Origin of the sequence: Pacificimonas flava (genome assembly GCF_000342165.1) — a bacterium.
Classification (GTDB): Bacteria; Pseudomonadota; Alphaproteobacteria; order Sphingomonadales; family Sphingomonadaceae; genus Pacificimonas; species Pacificimonas flava.
The window spans coordinates 121,480-145,499 of the sequence record NZ_AMRV01000003.1; the positions used below are offsets into that span (position 1 = coordinate 121,480).

Genomic DNA, 24,020 nt, shown 5'->3' on the forward strand with positions numbered 1-24,020 from the left:
ACCTGGACTGATTGCCCCCATGACCTACGTCGTCACCGAAGCCTGCATCAAATGCAAATATACCGACTGCGTGGAGGTGTGCCCCGTCGACTGTTTCTACGAGGGCGAGAACATGCTGGTCATCAATCCGTCCGAATGCATCGACTGCGGCGTCTGCGAACCGGAATGCCCGGCGGAGGCGATCCTGCCCGACACCGAGGACGGCCTGGAGAAGTGGCTGGAGATCAACAACACCTACTCCGCCGAATGGCCCAACATCACCACGAAGAAGCCCGAGCCCGCCGATGCCGAGGAGCACAAGGGCGAAGAGGGCAAGTTCGACAAATATTTCTCCGCCGAGCCCGGAGAAGGCTGAGGGTCGACGCGGCCGGTAGCCACAGGCACCCGTCCGCGTTACACTTCGAAGCCGAAAGGCGAATTTCCAGTGAGTCGCAGTCCGGGATCTCCCTTCGCACCGGCCCTGCAAGGGCCCCATGGCCGCGCTGTGCCTTTGGCATAGCACTGCGGCCCATTTTATGTTACAATATTGCCATGTTGATGCCGTTGCCGGGTCTTTTCCCGCCAATTGCAGCAACTTGTGGCCAGATCTCCCCTGCTCTCGTCCGCAGGCGGGGCGGATCGAAGGGTAACAAGCGCGGATAGCCCCGCAGCATCGCCGCCGACTTCCCGCGACGGAAGCCGGATGGCTTGTGAGGACCGCCGGGGCGCTTACAGGAGTAGTATATGGCAGCCAAGAAGCTGAGTTTCTCCGCTGGTGATTTCGTGGTTTACCCGAAGCACGGCGTTGGTCGGATCATGGAAATTCAGAAAACGGAAATCGCGGGCGCTGCGCTCGAACTGTACGTCCTCAGGTTCGAGAAGGAAAAAATGACCCTGCGCGTTCCGACACATAAGGTCGAGCAGGTCGGCATGCGCAAGCTGTCCAGCCAGGCGACGCTGGCCGATGCCATGTCGACGCTGAAGGGCAAGCCGAAGGTGAAGCGGACCATGTGGTCGCGCCGCGCGCAGGAATATGAGGCGAAGATCAATTCCGGCGATCTCGTGTCCATCGCGGAGGTCGTGCGCGATCTGCACCGCGCCGAGGACCAGCCGGAACAGAGCTATTCCGAGCGGCAGATCTACGAGGCCGCGATCGGCCGGCTGGCGCGCGAACTCGCCGCGCTCGAGGGTACCGACGAGACCCAGGCGCAGGAGAAGATCGAGGGCGTTCTCGTCAAGAAGACCGGCGGCAAGCCGGCCGCGAAAGCCGATGCCAAGGGCGAGACCGGCACCGAAGCGAAGGCGGCCTGAGGCCCTTCGCAAATCTGGACAGCGGAAAAAGGGGGCGGTGCCTGCCGGCATGGTGGGCGCCGCCCCTTCTCGTTTCGGAAAGCGGAGCCCCACCCGATTCTGCGCAGGCGTGCAATTTTCTGTCCGCTGCCTGCTTGCGGCCCCGCAAGCCCTTTGCTAAGCGCGCCGCTCCTTTCCGCCGGGATGCGAATGGTCCCGGCGAAGCCCGATGTGCGGTCGTGGCGGAATTGGTAGACGCGCAACGTTGAGGTCGTTGTGGGCGAGAGCCCGTGGAAGTTCGAGTCTTCTCGACCGCACCATCCAGATTTCTCTGGACTATACTCAATTCGCAGGAATTCGCGCGGCGGGTTTCCTTGCGCCAGTTCGGGTGACTCGCCTCGTCACTGTTGCCGTCGCGATCGAGAGACGAGGGGCCCTATCTTCGTTTCTGCTGCGGTGTCGGTCCGATCCCTGATCGTCTCCAAGACTCCCGCCGAGCGTCATCATTGTTGCAACGGCGCAACCCGTCCCGAGCAGTATCCCGTCGACTAGGGACATGCTGTACTTTTGCAGAACTGAGTCAGCCGCGACATCCTATGGTGGCGGCCAAACCATGCGAGCTCGGCGTTAGACAGGCCCGGCCCGCGTCTATGTACCCCAAAAGCTCTTTGGACGCGTTTACTTGCAACATTCTATATCAATCAAATAGTATATAAATCTTTCCTACCCTAAAACTCTGTTTTAGCAGGAACCTGTGGCTATTTTCTCTGTTCGCTTAGATGCACATGCCGAGTTTAGCGGCCGTGCTATCCAATGGGAGTTGAGAAATGGCATATGAACGATACGGCGAAGGCCGCGGCAGCGAAGGCCGGGGCAGCAACGAAGGTTCGCGAGGCAGTCGGTATCGCCGCGGCGGATGGTCGGAAAATCGCGGCTACGGACAAGATCAGCAGGATTTCTCGAGCGGCCGGCGGTCCTATGAGGATGATGAGAGCCGTCGCGGTTGGGGCAGAGGCTCGGACCGGGACATGATGCGCGGCGGCGGCATGGGTTCCGCCTCGTCTTACGGCGGCGGGCGCGGATCTTCGTCGCGGGATGACGAGGATCGAGGCTACGGAAGCGACCGCTCCTATGGCGACGATTTTGGAGCCATGAGCCGCGGCGGCGACTACGAACAGGCCTATGGGGGTAATCCATCCTATGGCTCGCAGGGCGATTATGGACGGGATCGCTATTCCGGCCAAAGTGGCCGGTCGTCGGGCGGCGGATCGCCGGGCAACAGGTCCTATCAGGACGATCACTATCACACCCTCCGCCAGCGCCATCTGGACGAGTTCGACCGCGATTATGACGAGTATCGCCGTCATCGTAGCGATCAGATGGGAGAGGAATTCGACGAGTGGCGTCGAAACCGACAGGCCAGCGCAGGCGGCGCCCAGCAGGATCAGTCCCAATCCGGCAAAACGAGCGCACAGCAGAGTTCCGGAAGCGCGTCCGGCTCAGGCAGCAGCGGAAGCCAGAGCGGAGGTTCGTCGGCTTCGTCGAGCGGACGGTCCGGCTCTTCTTCCTCCAACAAAAGCGGCAGCACGTCCTGATCCGCACGTTTCCATCGGTAGGAGAATGTATAAATGGCTGATTTCTTTGGATCCGATACGGACCGTCGTGGCGGCTACAATCCCTATGGCGGCCGCGACCGCGACATGAGCGGTCGGGGTTCCGGGCGCCGCGGTAATCGCGGACGTGACTGGGATGACGATGAGAGTCGTGGCCGGCGCGGCGGTGGCCGGGTGAGCGGCGACCGCCTTATCGCGTCTGACCGCGTCGAAGGCACGCGTGTCTACGACCGCCGCGGCAACAGGCTTGGCACCATCGAGAATTTCATGGTCGACAAGCGCTCAGGCCACGTGGAGTACGCCATCCTTTCCTTCGGCGGCTTCCTGGGGATGGGCGATCGCCACTACCCGCTTCCCTGGGACGAACTTACCTATGACCAGGACGAGGGTGGCTATGTGGTCAACGTGACGGAACAGGACCTGGAAGAGGCTCCGAGCCATCGTGCGGGACAGAACGTCCGATACGACCGCAACTACAGCAATGATATCCGTAGCTATTACGGCGGCATGGGCTGGTAGGCCCCGCCATCACTGCATTATGCGCCGCCATGATGGGCTCCACCCGTCGTGGCGGCCTTTTTTTGCCCTCTTGACGGGAAAATGCGGGTAGGAGCACTGAGCCATGGCCGCCGTGCTCAGTTTTCGAATCCCGACAGGTCGATCGGGTCGGTTGAAGCGAGGAGGGAGTCAGGTTTCCTGGGGCATGTGACCCCCTGCTCGCCCTCCTTATTCTGTGCCCGACAGCCGCTATTTCATTATAGCAGCTTGGAAACGCAGGTTATTGCCGGGACTCCCCCAAGCGGCCGCGAGTCAGGAGGCAGATCAGGCCGGTTCGGCGGCCAGCAGCCCCTCGACCAGTTCGATCACCTTGCCCGCCGCCACGGGCTTTTCCATCCGCCTCATGTCCGCGAATTCATCGGGAATGACGGCGCGGTCATATCCAGTGACGAACGCAAAGGGTATGGACCGGCGCGCAAGTTCACGCGGCAGATCGAACGAGATGCCGTTGCCGAGATTGATATCGACCAGGGCGCAGTCCGGACGTTCCGCTGCAAGCGCGCGGACGGCGCCCGCCATGTCCGGGAAGGGTCCGAGGACGATGACCCCCTTTGCCGTCAGGGCATCCTCCAGATCCGTGGCCAGAAAATAATCGTCCTCCAGCACAAGAACCCGCACGTTCTCAAGGCTGAGCCCTATCCTGCTCATCGGCCGACCTTCCTGGTTTGAGGGATCGGCTGCTGCGGACGCACCTGCCGTCCGACGTCGCGAGAAGCACTCGAATAATCTTTCATCGTTCCCGGGACGGTAATGTCGAGTCGCCGTGGTTTCGCCAAAGCAGGTTATTAACCATCCCCGCGCCGTGGATGAAGTCTGCACCGCGATGGATACCCGCCCCGGCAGGTGACGTCAGAGCACGTTATCGGAGCTGCCCACGAGCCGCCTGACGGCCGTCAAGAACGCATGCGGCGTGCAGGGTTTGGCGATCCGGAGAACCGGCTGGCTTTCCGGGGACAGAGACCATTGATCGTACCCGGAGTGGATGCAGAACGGCACCGATCGCTTCTTCAGCACGGCGGCAATCTCCTCGGAGCTTCGCCCCTGAAGCTTGATGTCGAGTATGGCGGCATGAAGGGGTTCCGACCTTGCCAGGGCCAGTCCCTCTGAAAGCGATCCGGCAGGACCGACGACAACCGCGCCCGCCCGCGAAAGGGTCCGCCGAAGATCGGACGCGATCAGATATTCGTCTTCGACCACCAGAATATGTTTGCCGTGCAAGATGTTGCGGCCCGCCGTCATACCTCCGCACTCCACACCGATGCCGTATCCACGAGCGGCAGGGCGATCGTGCAGACGATCCCCCCGCCCTTGAATTCCACAGTGGTTTTTGCGCCCAGCCTGTAGGGCAGCGCCTCGGCGATGAGTTCAAGACCGAACCCCTTGCGGCCGGGTTCGACCGGAACGGCCGGCACGCCCGTCTCCGCCCATGTCAGGTGCAGCCAATTGGCCGCCCTGTCCGCAGAGCCCTCGCCGCGTTCGACGTGCCAAGCGATGTCGAGACGACCGCCCGCGATTCTGAGGCCGCCATATTTTATGGCGTTGCTGGTCAATTCATGGAGAACCAGGCCCATGCTTTCCACCGACTGGATCGGCAGATCGACCGGGGGACCAGAGATGCTCACCTGATCCTCTCCCGCAGCGACGCTCGTCAACTCGTCTCTGATGAGGGATTCAAGATCGACGCCGTTCCCCGGATTTCGGGTTACGATTACCTGCGTGCGAGCCAAGGCCTCCAGTCGCCCGCTGAAATGATCCGTGACCTGTTCGATATCCGAATTGGTCTCCACCGTCCGCGTGAAAACGGACCGTACGACCGACAGCATGTTGCGAACGCGGTGCTGCAGTTCGGCAACCAACAGGTGTTGGCGGCCCTGCAAGTCTTTCAACTCATGAATGTCCGTGCACGTACCGAGCCATTCCAAGACCCCGCCATGTTCGTCGCGAACAGGCGCCGCACGTGTCTGGAACCAGCGATATTCACCGGTGTCCTGGTTTCTCAGGCGAAACTGGACGTTGAGAACGCCCCCATTCGCTGCTGCCGCCCATTTGGCTCGAACCGGGCCCCGGTCCTCGGGATGAACAGGATCAAGCCACCCGAACGCTCGGCAATCATTCGAGTCCTGTCCGGTGAAGGCAGTCCATTGCGGCCCGCACCATGTCCAGAAGCCGTTATGGACCGCCCGCCACACAAGATGCGGCGCGCCCTCCACCAGCGTTGCCAGCCGGTCTCGTGCCTCGCGAAGCTCCTGTTCTTTCCGCGCCGTTTGCAGAGCATCGCCGATATAGTCCGCGGCGCTGCTGAACAGCCGCTCATCGCCGGCGCTCCAGCGGCGGGACGGTTTCGACGTAGCGCGCAGGCATCCAATGGCCTCGCCATCCTCATAAAATATATGCGTCAAACGGGCTGCCGGCGCCTGCGCCAACGAAGAGGGTTCGGCCTCGGCCTCGCTCCCGCCTCGCGAGGCTGATCCGGCCTTGACTGGAGGCGCGTCGGGATCGCCCGAAGTGCCGTCGTCGTGGTTTGCCCGATCCGGGTCAGGCCCGTTCGCGATCAGCGAAAACGAAACCTCTTCCGCTTGCAGCGCGGTCTTGAGCAGCCGGGACGCCCTGTCCATGAGTTTCGCCGGATCCGCTGCGGGGTCCAACCGGACGCAAAGTTCCGTCAGAACCGCCTGCGCTCTCTCCTCGTCCCTTCGCAAACGCTGGTCCGTACGTTCGTCGGTCACGTCGCGGGCCACGCAGTAAATTTCGCCTCGATCGCGCTGCGGGACCGCGTTCCACTGGAAGACCCGCTCGCTGCCGTCGCGGCAAAGGAGGCAATTTTCGAAGTTCTTCAAGGCATGTCCGGCACTGAGCGTCTTGACGGCCTCCAGCGTGGCGCGCCGGTCACGCGGATGCACGAGGTGCAGCCCGGACCTTCTCACAAGATCGCTGCACCTCCATCCCAGGACCCGTTCGAAGGTCGGATTGATCCGCAGCCAGGCGCCCGTCCGCAAGGACGCAACGGCAAGCAAGTCGAGAGACGCGTTAAAGAGATGATCGACCTGAGACGTCATGTCACCGAACGAACCGCCATTCAGTTTGCACAGTCAGCGATTCCATCGGGATCGACCTTATTTCCGCCAACGACCCCCATACCCTATGGGCTTGCCGGACTTTATCCAATCGCCGCCGGACCGAGTATTTTGCGAACAGCGGATGATCAAGACTGTGATGCGTTCGCTATTCGGGGCAAACAGGTTCGGCATTAATTGGTTCCGTCCCCTCCCGTCGTCGTACGTTGCCGTACGAGCAACCCGAAACGGTTTTCTGTATGTTATCTTAACCAATGTTCGGACACGGAACTGGGGTCGAAAGATGCAAGCTTCTCAGGCAAATCAGAAGGTTTACAAAAGGTTAAACGATAGGGAGGTCGAGAAGAACGACTCGGCACCGGCAAAACCGAGTCTTGCCGACGAGAAAGTTGATTCTTTACGTACTTTAAGAAATTCGCTGATCGGTTTCGCTCCGAACGCATCGAAACTCGCTTTCTCCGCCATCGCCTCTACGGTCATGTCGGCCCGCGTTCACCGCCCTGGGGCCAATATCCTGCTGGAGGGGCAGCCCTCCGATACCATCCATCTTATCGTCAGCGGGGGCATGGCCCGGTACAAGACGACGATGGAGGGAGGGCGAACGATCGTATGGCTGGGCCTTCCGCGGGAATTCGCCAATCTGGGCCTGCTTTGGTTCGACAAGGTAAACTACGGGATGTTCGCGCTGGGCCAGACCCGGTCGCTATGCCTGTCAGCGTCGAAACTGCATCATGTGCTGAAGGAACAGCCCGACATCGCCGTGGCTTTCGGCTGGCTGATTTCGGCGGAGAATATGATGCTGGGTGAACGCGTTCAGTCGCTCGCCCGTCTCAGCGCGCGGGAGCGGCTGTTACTCTTTCTTTGCGAAACGGGATATCGCAGCCATGCGCTTGAAGAGGAGACGACGCGGGGGTTGGGAGACTCGTTCGAAATCGGCGTCACCCAGGCGCAGCTTGCCGATCTTCTGGGCCTGACGCCGGTGCATGTGAACCGCACCATCCAGACGCTGATCAGTGAGGGCATGGTCGCGCGCCAACAGAAGAAATGGCGCCTTCTCAATCCAGCGGCAGCCTGGCGCGAGGCCAATTTCAGCCCCAACTACCTTCATCCCTACAAGCGGACCGCCGAACCGCAGGATGCTGCGGCATCGGGCCGATTCTGAGATGGCGAGCGCAGTCCCATCCCTCACCGACTTCGCTCCCGCGACGCGGCCGGGCAGGGTCGCGGCGATCCCGCCCGAGCACAGCCGACACAATGATTTTCAGGTCGTGATGAGCCTGATTGGGCTCGAAGGCCGGCGATGTACCGATGACGGCACCCGCAAGGTGCTGAATGGACTGGGAGAGCGCGTGATCGCGCTGGCCCGGGCGCGCCGGACCTTCGACGGGAACAGCAAGTCAGCCTTGGTGTCCGTGCTCTCCGACATCTGCGCCGCGCATGTGAGATCCGCCGAACCAAGAGATATTGTCGTGGCACTGGCCCGCCTTCGACAACTTGCCGGCAATCGGATCGCAGTCGGTGCTTGCGGCCGGAATGGCTGTCAACGAACTCGTCACGAACGCGGTTCGGCATGGCTTTCCGACCTCTGGGGGGCGTATCACTGTCTCGGTCGGAACCACCACGACGGGAAAGCTTCTGATCGAGGTCGCGGACGACGGAGTTCCCTTCCCCTTTGCGGAAAACATGACCAGCCGCACCGGCGGATTGTTCTTTGCCCGCAAGCTCATTCTGGCGGCCGGCGGCACGTTTCGCATGCCAGCGGAAGGGTCGAAGATCTTTCGTCTCACATTCGGTTGAAGCAAAGACTTGACCGGATCGCTACTTAACCCTTGTTAAGGTGTTATTCGGCTTCCGCTCTTTACTTTTTTTGGTTAATTATGTTTCTCCACTGATGGAGAGCAGTTCAGAGGAGGAATTGTATAGACGACGCCGGGCAAAGCCGTTTGCGAAACCGTATCCTACGGCTGCTTCCCCCCTCATTTTATCAGAGCATCCAACCCGATCTGCAGTCCTTCGACGCTCCTCAGGGAATGGATCTCTATAGCGCCGATGAACCGATCAAATATGTATGCTTCCTGGAAAGCGGCGTCGGCTCGATCATTGGACCGATAAAGGGAAGGGAAGCGGAGAACGGATTGTTCGGGCGCGAGGGGTTTGCGCCGGTGGCGGCGGTCTTGACCGCTAAGGCGCCGGGCTTTTCCGCGGTCATGCAAATGCCGGGGTTCGGATACAGGATACCGGCTGCACCGTTCCTTTCCGACCTTTCCAAGAATGAAGCCGCACGCTCCGTCCTTTTGCGCTATGTCCAGGCGCATCTTGTGCAGATCGCCCAGACAGCACTTTCCAATGCCGTTCACGTGATCGAGGAACGGCTCGCACGCTGGATTCTGATGATCCACGACCGAATTGACGATGACGAGTTCGCCATCACGCACGATTTCCTGTCGCTCATGCTCGCTGTCCGGCGCCCGAGTGTGACGACGGCGTTGCATGCGCTCGAAGGAGAGATGCTGATTCGCGCGGAACGTGGCTGCATCATCGTTCGCGACAGGAGAGGTCTCGAAGAGAGGGCCGGTGACGCATACGGCTATCCCGAGGCGGAATATGAAGAGCTTCTCGCGCCGTCGCAGGACCGCTTTCTGAACTGGTCCTACTAGGAGGCGAAACGCGGCCGGCCGCTGGGCACGATGCCGATCGGCCCAGGAACACGCGTCCCTGGGCCGGGCGGCATCGCACCTCCCGGCCGAGGGTCATGAAGGGGCCGGACCCTTAATCCGCCTCTTCATCAGCGATAGGTTCGGTCCGCTTTTGCGATTTGCCGTCTTGCTGATCCCGAACCGTTTCTCTCTTTTCGGGGCTGCGGTTGGTTCCGGTATCGGTACGATTGCTCTTGGGTGTTGCCATTTCGTCCTCCAGCGTTGTCCGTAGCCATGAACGAACCGGCACGCAGCCGCGTTGCAATGATCCTGCCATCTCACAATACCGGCCACGCTGCTGCGAAGCGCACCGCCGGTGGACGGGCTTACCGCCCTCCTGACTGCTTGAACGGGAGGTGGCAAAATGCTACCCTTCGCCTGAGGAGATAAGGCAATGGCGCAGTCCGTCAAACTCGGCGACGACGTGATGAAAATCGTTCGGCGCGAGTCAGAATTGCAAAGCCGGTCAGTCGCAGGCCAGATTACCTACTGGCTGCGAATTGGGCGCGCGATCGAAAGGTCCGGAAATTTCGACCACGCGCGGCTTTCGGCGGCGCTCGCTGGTGAACTCGAAACGCGGCACCTTAGCGAAGAAGAAAAGGACGTCTGGCTGGACACATTCGTCGAGAAGATGGGCCAGCCGTCGGCAGGCGAAGAGGCGTTCTTCGCGAACCGCCGTCGACTTGGAATGGGCGTTGGTCTCGATGAATCCGGCAAGCTGGTCTACGAGAACGAACCTGAAGCTGCATGAAGCCTACGATGATCGTGCTCGCTGGCCCGAACGGGGCTGGCAAGTCGACGCTTCATGCAACCCGAGTAGCACCGAGCTTTGCAGGACCATTCGTAAACGCCAACGTCATCCAGCGCGATGACATGGGCGATGCGTCCCCGGCGGCGTCCTATGAAGCTGCCCGTATTGCTTCGTCTCGCCGCGCAGAACTCATCCAAGATGGAAGGGACTTCGTTACCGAAACCGTCTTCTCCCATCCCTCGAAGCTCGACCTGATCGAAGAAGCCCGGTCGCACGGCTACACTGTCATTCTCATGCATGTGGGCGTGGACTCGCCGGACCTGTCAGTCGAGCGCGTCGAAGTCAGGGTAAGAGAGGGGGGACACGCCGTGCCTGAAGAGAAGGTCCGCGCGCGGTACGATCGCGGCGCGGCTCTCATCCGGGAGGCGGTACGAAAAGCGGATCGGGGCATGGTCTACGACAACTCCCGGCTCAATCGCCCGCCGCAGCACTGCCTTACCTTTGCCAATGGCCGGCTAACCTATGCAAAGGCCGTCCTCCCCGCCTGGATCAGATCGGTCTACCGGCCGGACCTTCTTGTTCGGCAACCGAAACCCTGAGGTTTGAGTAGCCCGACTGATCGGGAATGATGAACATCCGTATCCAGCGGCCCAGAACCCGCAGAGTGTTGATGCTGTTGAAGACTTGTGAGCCGGCAGAAACCTGCGTCACGGCGAGCGTCCGTGCCGTCGAGATGCCGCCGCCCGGTGCCCCTGCCACCGAAACAGGACAAGGCCGCGGACTGATCGAGCTTGCGCTGCCCTACCAGCTCAGTGCAAAAACCACCTACGCTCTGGGGCCGGATGGCGTACACTGCACGATTCCCATCCCGGTCTCGGCCAGCAGAACAGTGGAGGGGGACGAAAATGCCTGAACGAACGCTCCGCGATTGCCGCATCCTCGTGGCCGAAGACGAATACTTGCTTGCAGCCGAGCTTCAGAGCGAACTCAGCGATGCGGGGGCTGTCACGCTGGGTCCTGTGGGAACTGTCGAGGACACACTCGATCTCATCCAGTCGGAGCAGCGGATCGACGGCGCAATCCTGGACGTCAACCTGCGGGGAAAATCGATCTTTCCCGCCGCCGACCTGCTCGCCGAGCGGGCGGTGCCGTTCGTATTCGCCACGGGATACGACGAAGGGGCAATCCCGAGCCGCTTTGCCGACAGGCCCCGGTGCGAAAAGCCGATCGACATGGCCAAGATCAAACAGGCCATCGGATGCGTGATTCACGCTTGATTTATCCGCCTCGTGCGAGCGCGGCTGAACGAGCGCCCTTACCCGCTTGTCGTTCCAAAGAAGCCTGATGAGTCTTGGCATCCATCGGAGTGGCAGGGGCCGAGATCGCGGGCGGCTTCGCTCTTCGGGCGTGGCTGCGCCTGGATAAACCGGTTTGGTGATCGCCATTCCAGCCTTCGACCTTGCAGATCGATAGGAATGACCCGGCAGACATCGCTGTGTTGCGATCACGCGGGTCAACGCAATCAAGGCTCCGCGGCCGATTGTTGGTGCGACACCAGCGCCCGCCGCCAAGCCATACGCCTGGCGAAGCCGCCGCAACCATCAGTAGCGAGAGATATCCCGGCCTACTGCTGGTCGACCTGCGGCGTCCCGCCTTCAAGGAAAAGCGCTTTGGCTTTCGCATCCCTGCCCCTAGCATCCGCGCAGACCTTCAGATGACGGATCGAAACAGACGCAAGGCGTTGGATGGGCGAGAACAGACAGGCCGCGGGCGAGGCCATCGAGATCGAAAGCGACCGCCGTTTCCAGGAGCGTCTTTGGACTTTGCAGCGCGTCTGCTGGCTCGTGATGTTCGGGCTTGTGTGCGCGGCGCTTCTCGGCGCGACCGGTGCTGGCGGTTCGCTCGCCGCGGGCAAGACATCCGGGATGGGCGCGTCCGTCGAATATCCGCGCATCGCCAGATGGCAGCGTGCGGAACGGGTGGAGATATCCCTGGCCCCATCGGCCATGTCCGAAAGTCAGCTTTTGCTGGGAAGAGGCTTTCTCGACAGCTTTTCCGTGTCCAGTATGACGCCGCAGCCGAAATCGACCCAGGCACGCAGTGACGGTGTTTTGCTGACGTTCGGGAAATCTTCGGGCGCGCCCGGAACCGTGTCGATCATGGTTCGGCCGGAAAAGCCGTCTCTTCCGAAGGAAATGCACCTGACGATAGACGGCGCGCGCCTTTCCTTCACCTCCATCGTTCTGCCCTGAGGTCGTCATGGAAAGTGTCGTTCGCGGATTTGCCGTCTATCTGATCCTCCTGCTGGTGTGCCGGGCGTCGGGGCGGCGGACGCTGGCGCAGATGACGCCGTTCGATTTCGTCCTGCTGCTGATCGTCGCCGAAACCACGCAGCAGGCTCTCCTGGGCGATGATTTTTCGATCACGAACTCCGTCGTCCTGATCGTCACGCTTTTCGTGGTGGATATCGGTTTTTCGTATCTCAAGCGGTCTTCGCCCGGCGTGGCGAAACTTCTCGACGGCCAGCCGACCCTCCTCATGCACAATGGAGCCGTCGATCACCGGGCTCTCCGGCGCGCGCGCGTCGACACCGCCGACCTTCTCGTCGCGGCAAGAAGCCAGCATGGGATCGAACGCCTCGACCAGATCAAGCATGCCGTGCTGGAAACGGATTCCGGCATAAGCATCATCCCTGCAGAACGCGGAACCGGAGAGGAAACGGACAGCCGAAGCTGCTCCTGAAGAATTTCCTGTCAAGAAGAGCGGGAGCCGAATGCTCGCGATCTAAGCCTTCGCCCCGCTTTCCGGCACCAGCCGGCACTACTGAGCCACAAAGGCGACCTGATCCTCTCGCCGCTCGGTCTTGACCGGGCTACTCCTCGCCGCATTCGATCGACTCAGAAGGTCGGCGAAATAGTCCGCGGTTGCCCGGAGTCCGTCCTGCAGGGGAACCTGCGGTTCCCAGCTCAGCAGCTTGCGGGCGAGATCTATGTTCGGGCGCCGGCGCTGTGGATCGTCCTCCGGCAGCGCCTCGTAACGGACCGGCACATCGAAACCGGTAACCGCGAACGCGATGTCCACCAGTTCGGCGATGGTGATCTCGTTCGGATTGCCCAGATTCACGGGCCCCACCACCTGTCCTGGAGCCTCCATAAGCGCCAGAAGGCCGGCCACCATATCCGAAACGTAGCAGAAGCTGCGCGTCTGCTCACCGCTCCCATAGATGGTGATGTCCTGCCCACGCAGGATCTGGCAAAGGAAGTTCGACACGACCCGCCCATCGTCGGGGTGCATGTGCGGACCGTAGGTGTTGAAGATGCGCGCGACGCGAACTTCCGCCCGAGACAAGCGTCCGAAATCGAAGGTCAGCGCCTCTGCGGCTCGCTTGCCCTCGTCATAACACGCCCGCGGGCCGATACAGTTCACGTTTCCGCGATAGTCTTCCGCCTGCGGATGGCTGTCGGGATCGCCATAGACCTCGCTGGTGGAGGACAGGAGAAACCGCGCGCCCATCCTTTCGGCCAGGCGCAGAAGGCTACGCGTGCCGTCCACGCTGGTCAGCAGCGTATGTTCGGGATCGCGCTGATATTGCGGCGGAGAGGCGGCGCAGGCGAGATTATAGATCCTGTCGAACGGCCGGGCGGGAGTCGTCACGTCATCGGGAAGCGGGGCTGTCACGTCCGCGCGCACGAAGGAAAAGCGGGGCGATGCCTTCAGCCGTGCAAGATTCTCCGGCCGCGCCGTCTGCATATTGTCGAGGCATGTGACGGTGTGCCCCCGTTCCAGCAGGGCGGCGCAAAGGTGCGAACCGATGAACCCGGCACCCCCCGCCACGAGGACATGCTTTGCGGCCTTCATCATGCGGCGCTCCTTTCCCTGTTCGGTACATTGCTGCGGCTGCCCGGACGTGCGTCGAGCAGCTCGCTCTCCAGTTCCTCCGCACGGTGCGCGGCGCTGTGATGGCGGAGAATTCGGGAGCGGGCGCGGACACCCTGCATGGAATCCAGCGATTTCAGAGCCTGCTCGACCTCGTCGGCATCCTCGACGAGGCTGATCTCACTGCCGGGATCGAAGAGGTCCTCGATGCCGTCCCAGCGATCGGAGAGGATCGGAACGCCGCACGCGGCTGCCTCGAACAGCCTGACGGACGGGGACCATCCGGCTGCGACCATGTCCTGTCGCGTGATGTTCAGCGTTGCGCGAGAGGCGCTGTAGAATTCGGCGTGACGGGCCGGGGGAACATGGTCGATCCGATCGACATTGGCGGGCCAGGCGATGGAGTCCGGATAGGACGGGCCGGCCACGACGAAGCGGCGATCCGGCATGCGCCGGGCGGTCTCCAACAGCAGGCGTTCGACCTTTGGTTGCCGGTCCGGGCTGTACGTGCCGAGATAGCCCAGGTTCCAGCGGCGATCGGCAATCAAGGGATGGTAAAGCGACGGATCGACCGCGCAGTAGAGCGCCCGCGCTCGCGGCGCACCATATTGCCGTTCAAGCAGGTCCAGCGTCGGCCCCCCGGCGAACGAGAAATAGATGTCGAAGCCGGGAATCACCTCCGGGCTGACATATTCATGATCGCCGCGGGAGAGCTTGCCGAGCGTCACGGGCGTGTCGATATCGTAGAACGCCACGATGCCCCTGGCCGTCTCGAAGAGGAATTTCGCCACCTCCACGCCCTCCGGAACGTAGGAGCCGAGGAGCACCGCATCGGCCGCGGCGATCTCTCGCGCGTGGCGACGTTGCAGATCCGCCAGACCCTCGTACAAGGACAGCCGGCACCAGTCGGGATCGGAGAGATCGCGATTTTCGCCCGCGTACCAGCGCACGTTCCGTTCCAGGAAATGCACCTGATGGCCGCGCTCGGCGAATGCCTTCAGAAGTGCGCGGTAGGTGGTGGCGTGCCCGTTGCCCCATGATGATGACAGGCTGAGGCCCAGAACGATCAGCTTCATGCCGCGTCCCTCCGCTGCGCCGCCTGCGCCTTCAAGATCCGGTCGACGCGCTTCGCCCGCTCCTCGTAGCTGTGATCCGCAAGCACCCGCCGCCGCGCGGCATCGCCGATCCGGCGCGCGCGTTCGGGCGTCAGGTCGTTCAGCAAATCGGCCACGTCACGGCCGTCCCGCGCGACGAGTACCTCCCTGTCCGGCTCCAGGAACATCTCGATCCCTTCCCAATGATCGGTGATCAGACAGGCGGCGGCGCCGGCCGCCTCGAACACACGCGTGGCGGGTGAGAAACCCAAGGCCGCCATGCTGTCCCGGGCAATATTCAGCACGGCCAGGGGACCGGCATTGAAGGCATTGTGGTCGGCCGTCGGCACATGACCCAATCTGCGGACGTTCTGCGGCATCGCCTTGTCCTGCCAACCGCTGCCGCCAAGGAGGAACGTCCGCTCCGGCAGGGCCTCGGCTGCGGACAGGAAGAAGGTCTGCACCCGCGCCTCCCGATCGGGAAGGCGGTTCCCCAGAAAACCCAGATCGCCGGAAAAACGGGCATCCGCCGGAACGGGATAATGGGTTGTCCGGTCCAGCCCGTTGTAAACGGGAATGCAGTTCGCCGCTCCCAACTCGCGGTAGCGCTCGACCACCGGATCGCCGCCGCCATAGGTGAGGACCAGGTCGAGCCGGGGAAGGCTGCGCCGGACGGGATGATCCGGTTGACCGCTCATCTCATCAAGCGTGGCAGCCGCATCGACGTCCCAGAAGATCGTGATCGCGTCGCGGCGACTCTGCTCCACAATTCCCTCGATCAGTTCCGTGTCGAAGACGCCGACACCGCTCGCCTTGACCACGACATCCGCGTGGCGCGCCTCCGCAAGGGCGGCGTTCAGACCGTCCGGGCTGGCCGCGTAGACAACCGACCTTGCCCATTCCGGGGGTTCGATGTCGCGGTGCTGCTGCCGTTCGAAGGCGTCCGGCTCGTAGAAGGTGATATCATGTCCGAGCGCTGCCAGGTTGCGAAGAATACCGCGATAATAGGTGGCGGCACCGTTCCAGTAGCTCGACAGCAGGCTGGATCCGTAGAAAGCGATCTTCACGCCGCGCTCCTTTCCTTTTGTGCAAGCGATCGGTGGATTGCCAGAAGCTCGTCAGCGCGGTGGGCGCAGCTGTGGCGGCGGCGAACAGTCTCCAGGCCGCAGGCGCTGAGGGAGCGGCGCAGCTCCGGTTCGTTCTTCAGCGCCTTCAGATGGGCCGTCATGGTCTCGCCGTCCTTCGCCTGCAGATAGTCCGTGCCCTGCCGGAACAGGTTTTCACTGTCCGACCAGGGGGCGGAAACCAGCGGGATGCCGCAGGCCAGCGCCTCGAACATCCGGATCGTGGGAATGCCCGGCAGGCTTTGGGTGTAGAAGCGGCGGGGCACATGCACGGTCGCCATGTGCGCCGCGAACCGCGCGGGCACGTCTGCATTCGCGGTCCAGCCGCGATAGCCGGCGCCATACCGGTCGAGAAGCGCGCGCGCCTCCGCGGGATAGCGCACGCCGTAAACGTCGAGTGGGAGTCCGGCCTGCCGAGCGGGAGCGAAGAGGAACCGTTCAAGCTCCTGCGTGCGCTCGCCGTCGCCCCAGTTTCCGATCCATATGAGGCCCTCCCGGTCCTGCGCGTCCTCCGCGCCTTCAGGTGGCTTGAAGCGCCGGGTGTCCGCCGCCTCGTGCCAGGTCCAGACATGCCGGCCCCAGCCGCGCTTCCGATAGACTTCGGACAGGGCTTCGCCGAATGCGAGCACGCCGTCATAGCCGTCAAATTCGAACTGATCGATTTCGTGCGGCGCGCTGATCGCCCGGTGGTGGGTATCGTGAAACAGCAGCATGAATGTTCCGCCAGCGCGCCGCAGTTCGCCGAGTTTGCGAACCAGCGCCCGCTCGTTCCATTCATGGACCACGACGAGGTCGGCGCCGTCGACGAGGGCTTCGAGATCGGCATCGCCGTCGTAGAGTTCCGGCACAAGTTCCGGGTAGGCCGCGCGCATGGCGTTGAGAGCGGCCTCTCCGTGATCGCGACGAAGATTGTCCGAACTCCAGTTTCCGGTTCGCTCCGGCGCGCGAACGCGGTGTCCGCGCCGCGCAAGTTCGGACAGCACGCCGCGCACGAAATGCGCATTCCCGTGATTCCAGCAGGACCGCAGGGAGTGAGTGAAATAGACGATATTCACGCCGCCGCCCTTTCGGCCGTCACCCGGCCGTACACATCCATCATGCCGGCGACCATGCGCCCGGGCGTGAATTGGCGGGAGCGTAACCTTGCCGCGGCACCGAGTTCACGGCGTCGCTGCGCATCGGCGAACAGGCCGTCGATCGCGGCGCGGAAGGCGGCGGCGTCACCGGGCGGCGCGAACAGGGCGGCACCATCCCAGAGTTCGCGGAACACAGGAATGTCCGACAGGACGAGCGCGCAGCCGGCCTGTGCAGCCTCCAGAACGGCAAGACCGAAGGGCTCGTACACCGCCGTCGAGGCAAAGACCGGGCGGGCCGAAAGCAGATCGGCAATGGCCGATTCTTCGCAGCGCCCAAGGCAGGAAAGGTGATCAAAGCGGCGCGTCTCCCCGTTCGGCCCGGACAATGGCCCTGCCGCCAGAACCGGAACAGTCAGATGCCGTGCCGCTGCATCCAGCACGGCGACGTTCTTGCTGTCGTCCCACAGCCGCCCCACCGTCAGTACGAAATCGCCCGGGGGGAGTTCGTCGACGCCGAGGGGCGCCCGGCCATTGTGGACGGTGACGGGTCTGCGGGGAAGGTCATACGCCTCCGCCGTCATCTGGGCGAAGGCAGAGCTCGGCGCGGTGACGAGATCGGCGCGGCGCAGTCCGGCGGCATGGGCTTCAATTCGCCATTCGAAATCCTTCGGCGGGGCGTCACCGCGAACCGCCCGCCACCAGGTGGCGAGGCAGGAATGTTGCATCGCGATCACCGGACAGGGCGGCGCGGGGGGAGCCAGCGACGCGCTGTGGAGTTGCAGCAGGTCGGCCCCCGCAGCCTCGGCGACGTGCGCGATCCGGCCTGCGACGTCGGCAAGCTCCGCAGGGCTCGCCGCCATCCATTCGACTGGAGCGTCGAGAGATGTCAGCCGCGCCGCCGCCGGTACGCCCCGCCTTTGCGCAGCGTCGGGCGTCGGGCCCAGCGTCAGGATGTGAACGCCGTACCCCCGGTCGATCAGGCCGGCGGCTAGCGAGACCGTATACTGCCACACGCCGCCCACCGCGTCCGTGGTGAGCATGATCTGCGGAAAGCCGGAGGTCATGCCGCGGAACGCCGCGCCGAATCCTGGGGAATTTCCTGACCGCGCAGCCAGTCCGCGAGCTCTGCGACGCCGGTGCGCCAGGGCGTGGCGGACAGCGGACCGCAGGCGGCCTCCAGCCGGCCGGTATCGGCAACGAAGTAGCGCTGGTCGCCCTGGCGCCAGTCCTCGTGGCGGACGGAGAGCGGTTCGCCGACGAGATCCTGAATATAGCTCAGGAGTTCGCGAAGGCTGACGGCGTTCGCCGGCCCGCCGCCAAGATTATACGCCTTGCCCGACAATGCATCGATGCGCGAGACGACGCCAAGGTAGGCCGCGACCGCGTCCTTCACGTTCAGGATATCGCGAACCTGCCGGCCATCGCCGAACAGGGTGATCGTCTCGCCCCGAAGCGCCCGGATCAGGAAATGGGCGACCCAGCCCTGATCCTCCGTGCCCAGCTGCCGCTCTCCGTAGATGCAGCTCATCCGCAGGACGGCAGCGGGAATGCCGTAGCTGCGGGCATAATCCAGGACGTACTGGTCGGCGGCGCCCTTCGAACAGCCATAGGGCGTGTGAAAGGCGAGCGGGTAATCCTCGCCGATGCCGCCGGCGCGGAGCCCTTCGTCCGCAGGCATGTGCCGGCCATCCTGTTCCCGCAACGGGACGTCGCCGAGATCGCCATAGACCTTGTTCGTGGAGGCGAAGACGAGCGGGACCCCGTTCGTGTTCAGACGAAGCGCGTCCAGCAGATTGAACGTCCCAAGCGCGTTGATCTCGAAATCGGCGCGGGGGTCGCTGAGGCTGGTCGTGACGGCCACCTGCGCCGCCAAGTGAAAAACGGCCTTCGCCTGCGCGGCCGCCTCCGCGATCGCGCCGCTGTCGCGAACGTCCGAAATGCTGACGGCGATGCGCTGGCCATGCCGTTCGCGCAGCCAGTCGAGGTTCCGCTCGACGCCGGGCCGCAGCAGGGCATCGTAGATCAGGACACGGTGCCCGCCCGCCGCGAGGCGGTCGGCAAGGTTCGCGCCGATGAAACCCGCGCCGCCGGTAATCAGCACCGGCCGATCGTCGCCGGGATCGAGAGCGCCGACATCCGTCACGCGACCAGCCCCCGGCGCTCCAACTCCACCGTGGCGGCGGGCACATGATCCTCCGCATCCTGTGCGCCCACCCATTCGGCAAGCTCGGCCAGTCCCTCCCGAAAATCCTTGCCCGCCTCGAAGTTCAGCCTCTCCGCCGCCTTCGTGGTGTCGCAGAAGCAGTGGCGGATGTCGCCGGCCCGGCTTTTCCCGACAATTTGAGGCTCGAGGTCCTCACGTCCCATCGAGGCCGCGAGTTCGCGCGCGATGTCCGCCACCGAGCGGCTGACACCGGAACCGATATTGAACGTCTCACCCGCCGCATCTGGCGCGACAAGGGCATCGGCGAAGGCACGGGCGACGTCGCCGACATGGACGAAATCGCGGCGCTGCTCTCCATCCTCGAACACCATGGGCGGCTGTCCGTTCAGAATGCGGGAGGCGAAGATGGCGAGGACGCCCGTATAGGGATTCGAGAGCGCCTGGCCGGGACCGTAGACATTGAAAAGGCGCAGGCAAACGCCCTCCATATCATACGCATCGGTCATGATATGGGTGAGACGCTCCTGCACGAACTTGTTGAGAGCGTAGACCGAGCTGAGGTTCGGCTGCTTGCGCTCCGGCGTCGGCAGCGGCGTCAGCGGGCGTCCGTCCGCCCCGATCGGCTCCCATCCCTGCCGCAGCGAGGCCTTGTTGCGGGCGGCGTCATGAACTTCCCGGCCGTTCGCATCCTCGTAAAGCCCTTCGCCGTAGATACTCATGGACGATGCGGTGACGACGCGCCGCACGGGTTTTTGGCTAAGCTGCTCGAACAGGACGGCGGTGCCGACATCGTTGGTGTCGGTATAGCGCTCGACCTCGTACATCGACTGCCCAACGCCCACTTCCGCCGCGAGATGGATGACGCTGTCGACGCCGTCCAATGCGCCCGCGACACTGTCGGCGTTCCGGACATCGCCCGGTACGAACTCGGCGTCCGATGGAAAATCCGGAGTGAGATCACCGAGGCCGTGCACCTGCTCGATCAGACTATCGAGAACGCGAACCTGATGACCCCGATCAAGCAATTCTCGTGTTACGGCGCGCCCGATGAACCCAGCGCCCCCTGTAACCAAAACTCGCTCTACCATGACGTTCCTTATATTAGGTTATTAATCAACTTTGCCTCGGCGATGTATCATTTGTTAATTACAGCAAAACAACGGACCCTGAAGTGTTATCATCGATTGCCCATGAAACAATAGGACTGCAGGATTGTTCCTGCTGAAGCTGTTGTCAAAGGCTGTATTTTCAGAGAACGTCACGGATAAGGTCGGTATTTGGTGGAGGCAGAGATTTTTTTGATCAGGCATGCTCCGCACGGTGATCTCGGCACGACGCTGACCGGACGGGGCGATCCGGATCTGACCCAGGCGGGGCGGCAAAGCGCCGAGACGGCGCGGACGGGTCTGCCCGATGCATTCGCCGGCATCTTCACCAGCCCCCTGCCGCGTGCGCGGCAGACCGCAGCCATCCTTTTTCAGGACCAGCCCGTGGCCGTGGAGCGCGAAGAGGCGCTGAACGAGATCGATTTCGGCGCGTGGATGGGGCGCACGTTCGCCGAGTTGGATGCCGACCCCCGCTGGCAAAACTGGAACAGGGCGCGTTCGAGCGCCAAGGCCCCCGCGGGCGAGAGCATGGCAGCCGCACAGGCGAGAGCATCGGGTTTCGTGCGGGATGCCGCCAACCGCTTTCCCGGCGAGCAGATCGCCATGGTCAGCCACAGCGACATTATTCGCGCGATCCTGTGCGATTTCCTGCGGCTGTCCCTCGACAGCATCCTCAACTTCGAGGTTGCCCCGCTGTCCCTCAGCCGCATCTCCGCCGGGCCGCATGGCGGCCGCGTCCTGTCCGTGAATGAAAGAATGGCATGAGTGAAGCTCGACACGACCCCGACAACCCGCTGGTACAGCGCATCGCCGACCTTGGGCCGTGGTTTCACAACCTGCGCCTTCCCTCAGGTGTGGAAACGGCGCCCGGACATTTCCTGGGCGACTATCCCCAGTCGAAGTTCGAGAGCTTCGCACATGTGCTGCCCGACGATCTGGAGGGCTGCTCCGTCCTCGACATTGGCTGCAATGCAGGCTTCTACAGCTTCGAAATGAAGCGCCGGGGGGCGGGGCGGGTGCTCGGCATCGACAGCGATCCCCGCTATCTGGAGCAAGCGGGCTTCGCGGCTGCGGAACTGGGACACGCGGACTGCGAGTTCAGGCAGATGAGCGTCTGGCAGATCGCGGAGCTGGGTGAGCGCTTCGATCTCGTGATCTTCATGGGCGTTCTTTATCATCTGCGGCATCCGCTGCTGGCCCTGGACCTGATCCGCGAGCATGTGGCGGGCGACAGGCTGCTGTTCCAGACCATGCAGCGGGGCAGCACGGATGTAATGGACGTGCCGGCCGATGCCCCCTTCCACGATCCGGCCACCGATCGTCCGCCGACCTATTTCGACGACGAGCGCTATCCGCGGCTGCATTTCATAGAGCGGGAATATGCGGGCGACTGGACGAACTGGTGGGCGCCCAACCGGGCCTGCAGCGAAGCGATGCTGCGCGCTGCAGGGTTTCGCATCGAGCAGCACCCGGAGGAAGAGGTCTACCTCTGCCGAATTGCCGACATCCCCTATGACGAGCGCGGCGAAGCGGCCGTCTACCCATCGAAGGAGCGAGCCGAATGATCGAATCCGCGATGATCTGGAACGAACCCAACAACAAGTCCCACTGGGATCCGGAGATCGATCCGGACTGGTCGATCTATGCCGATACGGCGATCCGGGCCGGAAGGGCGATCAAGGCTGCCAATCCCGCCATCAAGCGTGTTCTGGGCGGCATGTCGCCGATCGATCCGCATTGGTTGAACCGGATGGCGGACTTCGGCGTCCTCGACCATGTCGACGTGATCGCCGTGCACGGCTTCCCGCTCGACTGGAACCTTTGGCCGATCGACGAATGGCCGGATCGCATCGCCGAAATTCAGGCCGTCGTGCCGGACAAGCCCCTGTGGGTGACGGAGGTCGGCGTCAGCTCCTTCGGCGCGGAGGAAGTGCAGGTGTTCGGCCTGGAACGCACGGCGGAACTGCTGCTGAACCGCGTGGAGCGCGCCTATTGGTACAGCCTGTTCGATCTGCCGCGCGCATGGGGCGCGACGACACGCCACCGCGAGGCGGAGGGATCGAGCTATTACCGCCATTTCTACATGGGCATGATCCGCGAGGACGGGACGCCGAAGCCGACATTCGAGCGGTTTCGCGACTATGCCAGCCGCTTCGGTCTGATGCAGTGGTTTCATTTCGACGATCCGCGTCTGGACCGCGCCGCGGCGCTGCTGCGCGAACTCGGCACCACACGCCTGCGCACGGGCATGTCCTGGGCGGACAGTTTCCGCCCCGATGCATCCGACTGGTTCGACAGGCAGGCAGAGGCACTGTCGCCGTTCGAGACGATGGTCACATTCTGCTTCACGCCCGATCATCTGGGGCTGCAACCGCACCATAGTAGCGCGGCGCGGGAACCGCAGGGTTTCGCCGATTTCTGCGGCTGGGCGATCGAGCGCTATGCACCCGCGGCGCTTGGCACCAGCGATGCACGGTCGGGGGCGGCAAGATGACGGCAAGCAGCGATATTCGCGTGGCCATCGTCGGCGTCGGCAACTGCGCCTCCTCCCTCGTCCAAGGCATCAGCTATTATCGATCCGGGGCGAACGACGCCGCGGGCCTGATGCATCTGGACCTTGGCGGATATGCGCCGAGTGACATCAATGTCGTCGCGGCCTGGGACATCGACAGCCGCAAGGTCGGACGCGACGTCGCGGACGCCATCTTTGCGCCGCCGAACTGCACCACGCGCTTTTGCGAGACGGTGCGGCCGACGGGCGCGAAGGTGCGCATGGGCCGCCGTCTCGACGGCGTGGCGCCGCACATGGGCGACCATAGTCCAGAGCGGACGTTCCTGCCTGCCGACGAGCCGGAGCCGGAGCGCGAGGATGTCGTAGAGGTCCTGCGCGAGAGCGGGGCCGAGATCCTGCTGAACTACCTGCCGGTCGGATCGCAGAAGGCCACCGAGTTCTACACCGAATGCGCGCTCGAGGCGGGCGTGGCGCTGGTCAACAACATCCCCGTCTTCATAGCCAGTGACGAGGGCTGGGCCGAGCGTTTTCGGCGCGCGGGATTGCCGGTGCTGGGCGACGATATCAAGGCGCAGCTTGGCGCAACCATCGTCCACCGCGCGCTGACCGACCTGTTTCGCGCCCGCGGCGTCAGCCTGGAGCGGACCTATCAGCTCAACACGGGCGGCAACACGGACTTCCTGAACATGCTGAACAGGTCGCGGCTCGCCTCAAAGAAGATCTCCAAGACGGAAGCCGTGCAGGCGGTTACCGGCACGCGCCTTCAGGACGACGACATCCACGTCGGACCATCGGATTATGTTGCCTGGCAGAATGACAACAAGGTGTGCTTCATCCGCATGGAAGGGGAGATGTTCGGAGGCGTCCCGATGAACCTGGAACTGCGCCTGTCGGTGGAGGACAGCCCCAATTCCGCGGGTGTGGCCATCGACATGATCCGCTGCGCGCGCCTGGCCCTCGACCGGGGGCTGTCCGGACCGATCGAGGCGCCATCCGCCTATTTCTGCAAGCACCCGCCGAAACAGATGCGCGACAGCGAGGCGCATGACGCGGTCGAGCGCTTCATCGCCAACGGCAGCGAGATTCCCAAATCATGAGGGCGGCAAG

28 protein-coding genes, 1 tRNA gene and 1 pseudogene are annotated in these 24,020 nt (G+C 63.1%); 18 read left to right on the forward strand and 12 right to left on the reverse strand.

Annotated elements, in window-relative coordinates:
* Window positions 1–19 precede the first annotated feature (19 nt).
* The 5 genes from fdxA (at window position 20) to C725_RS05720 (ending at window position 3,401) form a co-directional block, all read left to right on the forward strand.
* Window positions 20–355, forward strand: coding sequence for a ferredoxin FdxA (gene fdxA, locus C725_RS05700; protein ID WP_008600846.1), 336 nt, complete (start codon window positions 20–22; stop codon window positions 353–355).
* Window positions 356–723: 368 nt separating this feature from the next.
* Window positions 724–1,290, forward strand: coding sequence for a CarD family transcriptional regulator (locus C725_RS05705; RefSeq protein WP_008600847.1), 567 nt, complete (start codon window positions 724–726; stop codon window positions 1,288–1,290).
* 212 nt (window positions 1,291–1,502) lie between these two features.
* Window positions 1,503–1,589: transfer RNA gene (locus C725_RS05710), tRNA-Leu, on the forward strand.
* A gap of 507 nt (window positions 1,590–2,096) precedes the next feature.
* Window positions 2,097–2,864, forward strand: coding sequence for a hypothetical protein (locus C725_RS05715; protein ID WP_008600849.1), 768 nt, complete (start codon window positions 2,097–2,099; stop codon window positions 2,862–2,864).
* A 33-nt stretch (window positions 2,865–2,897) separates the two neighbouring features.
* Window positions 2,898–3,401, forward strand: coding sequence for a PRC-barrel domain-containing protein (locus tag C725_RS05720; protein ID WP_008600852.1), 504 nt, complete (start codon window positions 2,898–2,900; stop codon window positions 3,399–3,401).
* Window positions 3,402–3,704: 303 nt separating this feature from the next.
* On the opposite strand, the gene C725_RS05725 is transcribed toward C725_RS05720, so the two are convergent.
* The 3 genes from C725_RS05725 to C725_RS15255 all read right to left on the reverse strand — a co-directional run bounded on the left by C725_RS05725 (window position 3,705) and on the right by C725_RS15255 (window position 6,496).
* Entirely contained in the window at window positions 3,705–4,088 is a 384-nt protein-coding gene (locus tag C725_RS05725; protein WP_038281898.1) for a response regulator, read from the reverse strand.
* A 201-nt stretch (window positions 4,089–4,289) separates the two neighbouring features.
* A complete protein-coding gene (locus C725_RS05730; RefSeq protein WP_008600856.1) occupies window positions 4,290–4,679 on the reverse strand; it encodes a response regulator in 390 nt (129 codons plus the stop codon).
* Window positions 4,676–6,496 carry a PAS domain-containing sensor histidine kinase gene (locus C725_RS15255; RefSeq protein ID WP_008600858.1) on the reverse strand — a complete coding sequence of 607 codons (1,821 nt, stop codon included), beginning with the start codon at window positions 6,494–6,496 and terminating at the stop codon, window positions 4,676–4,678. The genes C725_RS05730 and C725_RS15255 overlap by 4 nt, the downstream gene beginning before the upstream one ends.
* Before the next feature lie 142 nt (window positions 6,497–6,638).
* On the opposite strand from C725_RS15255, the gene C725_RS15675 reads away from it, so the two are divergent.
* The 3 genes from C725_RS15675 (at window position 6,639) to C725_RS05750 (ending at window position 9,171) form a co-directional block, all read left to right on the forward strand.
* The gene (locus C725_RS15675) at window positions 6,639–7,676 is read left to right on the forward strand and encodes a Crp/Fnr family transcriptional regulator (RefSeq protein ID WP_160165713.1); all 1,038 of its coding nucleotides are present in this window, start codon (window positions 6,639–6,641) and stop codon (window positions 7,674–7,676) included.
* Between the two features lie 371 nt (window positions 7,677–8,047).
* Window positions 8,048–8,311 carry an ATP-binding protein gene (locus C725_RS05745; protein ID WP_149864562.1) on the forward strand — a complete coding sequence of 88 codons (264 nt, stop codon included), beginning with the start codon at window positions 8,048–8,050 and terminating at the stop codon, window positions 8,309–8,311.
* A 233-nt stretch (window positions 8,312–8,544) separates the two neighbouring features.
* Window positions 8,545–9,171: a Crp/Fnr family transcriptional regulator gene (locus tag C725_RS05750; RefSeq protein ID WP_008600866.1), complete on the forward strand. Its 627-nt coding sequence runs from the start codon at window positions 8,545–8,547 to the stop codon at window positions 9,169–9,171.
* A 112-nt stretch (window positions 9,172–9,283) separates the two neighbouring features.
* Here the strand turns inward: C725_RS05750 and C725_RS16810 are convergent, their stop codons facing one another.
* Window positions 9,284–9,418, reverse strand: coding sequence for a hypothetical protein (locus tag C725_RS16810; RefSeq protein WP_008600868.1), 135 nt, complete (start codon window positions 9,416–9,418; stop codon window positions 9,284–9,286).
* 186 nt (window positions 9,419–9,604) lie between these two features.
* Here C725_RS16810 and C725_RS05755 point away from each other — a divergent pair, with 186 nt between their 5' ends.
* Both C725_RS05755 and C725_RS05760 read left to right on the forward strand, forming a co-directional pair.
* Window positions 9,605–9,961, forward strand: a complete 357-nt coding sequence (locus C725_RS05755; protein ID WP_008600871.1) for a TA system antitoxin ParD family protein — start codon at window positions 9,605–9,607, stop codon at window positions 9,959–9,961.
* The gene (locus C725_RS05760) at window positions 9,958–10,560 is read left to right on the forward strand and encodes an ATPase (protein ID WP_038281908.1); all 603 of its coding nucleotides are present in this window, start codon (window positions 9,958–9,960) and stop codon (window positions 10,558–10,560) included. Before C725_RS05755 ends, C725_RS05760 begins: the two co-directional genes overlap by 4 nt.
* A 13-nt stretch (window positions 10,561–10,573) precedes the next feature.
* Here C725_RS05760 and C725_RS16135 read toward each other — a convergent pair.
* A pseudogene (locus C725_RS16135) lies at window positions 10,574–10,684 on the reverse strand (arsenical resistance protein ArsH); the annotation flags it as partial.
* Between C725_RS16135 and C725_RS16140 the strand changes: the two are divergent.
* The 4 genes from C725_RS16140 (at window position 10,632) to C725_RS05780 (ending at window position 12,703) form a co-directional block, all read left to right on the forward strand.
* Window positions 10,632–10,874, forward strand: coding sequence for a hypothetical protein (locus tag C725_RS16140; protein ID WP_008600874.1), 243 nt, complete (start codon window positions 10,632–10,634; stop codon window positions 10,872–10,874). The pseudogene C725_RS16135 and the gene C725_RS16140 overlap by 53 nt on opposite strands.
* Window positions 10,867–11,238 carry a response regulator gene (locus tag C725_RS05770; RefSeq protein WP_038281912.1) on the forward strand — a complete coding sequence of 124 codons (372 nt, stop codon included), beginning with the start codon at window positions 10,867–10,869 and terminating at the stop codon, window positions 11,236–11,238. Before C725_RS16140 ends, C725_RS05770 begins: the two co-directional genes overlap by 8 nt.
* Window positions 11,239–11,706: 468 nt before the next feature.
* A complete protein-coding gene (locus C725_RS15265) occupies window positions 11,707–12,213 on the forward strand; it encodes a hypothetical protein (RefSeq protein WP_008600878.1) in 507 nt (168 codons plus the stop codon).
* A 7-nt stretch (window positions 12,214–12,220) separates the two neighbouring features.
* Window positions 12,221–12,703 carry a DUF421 domain-containing protein gene (locus tag C725_RS05780; protein WP_008600881.1) on the forward strand — a complete coding sequence of 161 codons (483 nt, stop codon included), beginning with the start codon at window positions 12,221–12,223 and terminating at the stop codon, window positions 12,701–12,703.
* A 78-nt stretch (window positions 12,704–12,781) separates the two neighbouring features.
* Here C725_RS05780 and C725_RS05785 read toward each other — a convergent pair whose 3' ends face one another.
* The 7 genes from C725_RS05785 to C725_RS05815 are packed head-to-tail and all read right to left on the reverse strand — an operon-like array spanning window position 12,782 to window position 20,383.
* Complete coding sequence (locus C725_RS05785) at window positions 12,782–13,822, reverse strand: UDP-glucuronic acid decarboxylase family protein (protein WP_008600882.1); 1,041 nt, start codon at window positions 13,820–13,822, stop codon at window positions 12,782–12,784.
* Window positions 13,819–14,913, reverse strand: a complete 1,095-nt coding sequence (locus C725_RS05790; RefSeq protein ID WP_008600883.1) for a CgeB family protein — start codon at window positions 14,911–14,913, stop codon at window positions 13,819–13,821. The genes C725_RS05785 and C725_RS05790 overlap by 4 nt, the downstream gene beginning before the upstream one ends.
* A complete protein-coding gene (locus tag C725_RS05795) occupies window positions 14,910–15,998 on the reverse strand; it encodes a CgeB family protein (RefSeq protein ID WP_008600884.1) in 1,089 nt (362 codons plus the stop codon). Before C725_RS05795 ends, C725_RS05790 begins: the two co-directional genes overlap by 4 nt.
* Window positions 15,995–17,110 carry a CgeB family protein gene (locus C725_RS05800; protein ID WP_008600885.1) on the reverse strand — a complete coding sequence of 372 codons (1,116 nt, stop codon included), beginning with the start codon at window positions 17,108–17,110 and terminating at the stop codon, window positions 15,995–15,997. Before C725_RS05800 ends, C725_RS05795 begins: the two co-directional genes overlap by 4 nt.
* Window positions 17,107–18,195, reverse strand: a complete 1,089-nt coding sequence (locus tag C725_RS05805) for a glycosyltransferase family 4 protein (protein ID WP_008600886.1) — start codon at window positions 18,193–18,195, stop codon at window positions 17,107–17,109. The genes C725_RS05800 and C725_RS05805 overlap by 4 nt, the downstream gene beginning before the upstream one ends.
* Entirely contained in the window at window positions 18,192–19,274 is a 1,083-nt protein-coding gene (locus C725_RS05810) for an NAD-dependent epimerase/dehydratase family protein (protein ID WP_008600887.1), read from the reverse strand. Before C725_RS05810 ends, C725_RS05805 begins: the two co-directional genes overlap by 4 nt.
* Window positions 19,271–20,383, reverse strand: coding sequence for an NAD-dependent epimerase/dehydratase family protein (locus C725_RS05815; protein ID WP_051051237.1), 1,113 nt, complete (start codon window positions 20,381–20,383; stop codon window positions 19,271–19,273). Before C725_RS05815 ends, C725_RS05810 begins: the two co-directional genes overlap by 4 nt.
* 210 nt (window positions 20,384–20,593) lie before the next feature.
* On the opposite strand from C725_RS05815, the gene C725_RS05820 reads away from it, so the two are divergent.
* Genes C725_RS05820 through C725_RS05835 form a run of 4 tightly spaced genes read left to right on the forward strand, consistent with a single transcriptional unit; the run spans window position 20,594 to window position 24,010 of the window.
* On the forward strand, window positions 20,594–21,166 hold the full coding sequence (locus C725_RS05820; RefSeq protein ID WP_160165714.1) for a histidine phosphatase family protein: 573 nt from the start codon (window positions 20,594–20,596) through the stop codon (window positions 21,164–21,166).
* Window positions 21,163–21,966, forward strand: coding sequence for a TIGR04290 family methyltransferase (locus C725_RS05825; RefSeq protein WP_008600894.1), 804 nt, complete (start codon window positions 21,163–21,165; stop codon window positions 21,964–21,966). Before C725_RS05820 ends, C725_RS05825 begins: the two co-directional genes overlap by 4 nt.
* A complete protein-coding gene (locus C725_RS05830) occupies window positions 21,963–22,895 on the forward strand; it encodes a glycosyl hydrolase (protein ID WP_008600896.1) in 933 nt (310 codons plus the stop codon). Before C725_RS05825 ends, C725_RS05830 begins: the two co-directional genes overlap by 4 nt.
* Entirely contained in the window at window positions 22,892–24,010 is a 1,119-nt protein-coding gene (locus C725_RS05835; protein WP_008600898.1) for an inositol-3-phosphate synthase, read from the forward strand. Before C725_RS05830 ends, C725_RS05835 begins: the two co-directional genes overlap by 4 nt.
* Window positions 24,011–24,020 lie beyond the last annotated feature (10 nt).

Excerpts from the sequence above, each read along its gene's own strand:
- fdxA (WP_008600846.1), top strand. The coding sequence starts at position 20 with ATGACCTACGTCGTCACCGAAGCCTGCATCAAATGCAAATATACCGAC.
- C725_RS05705 (WP_008600847.1), top strand. The coding sequence starts at position 724 with ATGGCAGCCAAGAAGCTGAGTTTCTCCGCTGGTGATTTCGTGGTTTAC.
- C725_RS05715 (WP_008600849.1), top strand. The coding sequence starts at position 2,097 with ATGGCATATGAACGATACGGCGAAGGCCGCGGCAGCGAAGGCCGGGGC.
- C725_RS05720 (WP_008600852.1), top strand. The coding sequence starts at position 2,898 with ATGGCTGATTTCTTTGGATCCGATACGGACCGTCGTGGCGGCTACAAT.
- C725_RS05725 (WP_038281898.1), bottom strand. The coding sequence starts at position 4,088 with ATGAGCAGGATAGGGCTCAGCCTTGAGAACGTGCGGGTTCTTGTGCTG.
- C725_RS05730 (WP_008600856.1), bottom strand. The coding sequence starts at position 4,679 with ATGACGGCGGGCCGCAACATCTTGCACGGCAAACATATTCTGGTGGTC.
- C725_RS15255 (WP_008600858.1), bottom strand. The coding sequence starts at position 6,496 with ATGACGTCTCAGGTCGATCATCTCTTTAACGCGTCTCTCGACTTGCTT.
- C725_RS15675 (WP_160165713.1), top strand. The coding sequence starts at position 6,639 with ATGATCAAGACTGTGATGCGTTCGCTATTCGGGGCAAACAGGTTCGGC.
- C725_RS05745 (WP_149864562.1), top strand. The coding sequence starts at position 8,048 with ATGGCTGTCAACGAACTCGTCACGAACGCGGTTCGGCATGGCTTTCCG.
- C725_RS05750 (WP_008600866.1), top strand. The coding sequence starts at position 8,545 with ATGGATCTCTATAGCGCCGATGAACCGATCAAATATGTATGCTTCCTG.
- C725_RS16810 (WP_008600868.1), bottom strand. The coding sequence starts at position 9,418 with ATGGCAACACCCAAGAGCAATCGTACCGATACCGGAACCAACCGCAGC.
- C725_RS05755 (WP_008600871.1), top strand. The coding sequence starts at position 9,605 with ATGGCGCAGTCCGTCAAACTCGGCGACGACGTGATGAAAATCGTTCGG.
- C725_RS05760 (WP_038281908.1), top strand. The coding sequence starts at position 9,958 with ATGAAGCCTACGATGATCGTGCTCGCTGGCCCGAACGGGGCTGGCAAG.
- C725_RS16140 (WP_008600874.1), top strand. The coding sequence starts at position 10,632 with ATGCTGTTGAAGACTTGTGAGCCGGCAGAAACCTGCGTCACGGCGAGC.
- C725_RS05770 (WP_038281912.1), top strand. The coding sequence starts at position 10,867 with ATGCCTGAACGAACGCTCCGCGATTGCCGCATCCTCGTGGCCGAAGAC.
- C725_RS15265 (WP_008600878.1), top strand. The coding sequence starts at position 11,707 with ATGGGCGAGAACAGACAGGCCGCGGGCGAGGCCATCGAGATCGAAAGC.
- C725_RS05780 (WP_008600881.1), top strand. The coding sequence starts at position 12,221 with ATGGAAAGTGTCGTTCGCGGATTTGCCGTCTATCTGATCCTCCTGCTG.
- C725_RS05785 (WP_008600882.1), bottom strand. The coding sequence starts at position 13,822 with ATGATGAAGGCCGCAAAGCATGTCCTCGTGGCGGGGGGTGCCGGGTTC.
- C725_RS05790 (WP_008600883.1), bottom strand. The coding sequence starts at position 14,913 with ATGAAGCTGATCGTTCTGGGCCTCAGCCTGTCATCATCATGGGGCAAC.
- C725_RS05805 (WP_008600886.1), bottom strand. The coding sequence starts at position 18,195 with ATGACCTCCGGCTTTCCGCAGATCATGCTCACCACGGACGCGGTGGGC.
- C725_RS05815 (WP_051051237.1), bottom strand. The coding sequence starts at position 20,383 with ATGGTAGAGCGAGTTTTGGTTACAGGGGGCGCTGGGTTCATCGGGCGC.
- C725_RS05825 (WP_008600894.1), top strand. The coding sequence starts at position 21,163 with ATGAGTGAAGCTCGACACGACCCCGACAACCCGCTGGTACAGCGCATC.
- C725_RS05830 (WP_008600896.1), top strand. The coding sequence starts at position 21,963 with ATGATCGAATCCGCGATGATCTGGAACGAACCCAACAACAAGTCCCAC.
- C725_RS05835 (WP_008600898.1), top strand. The coding sequence starts at position 22,892 with ATGACGGCAAGCAGCGATATTCGCGTGGCCATCGTCGGCGTCGGCAAC.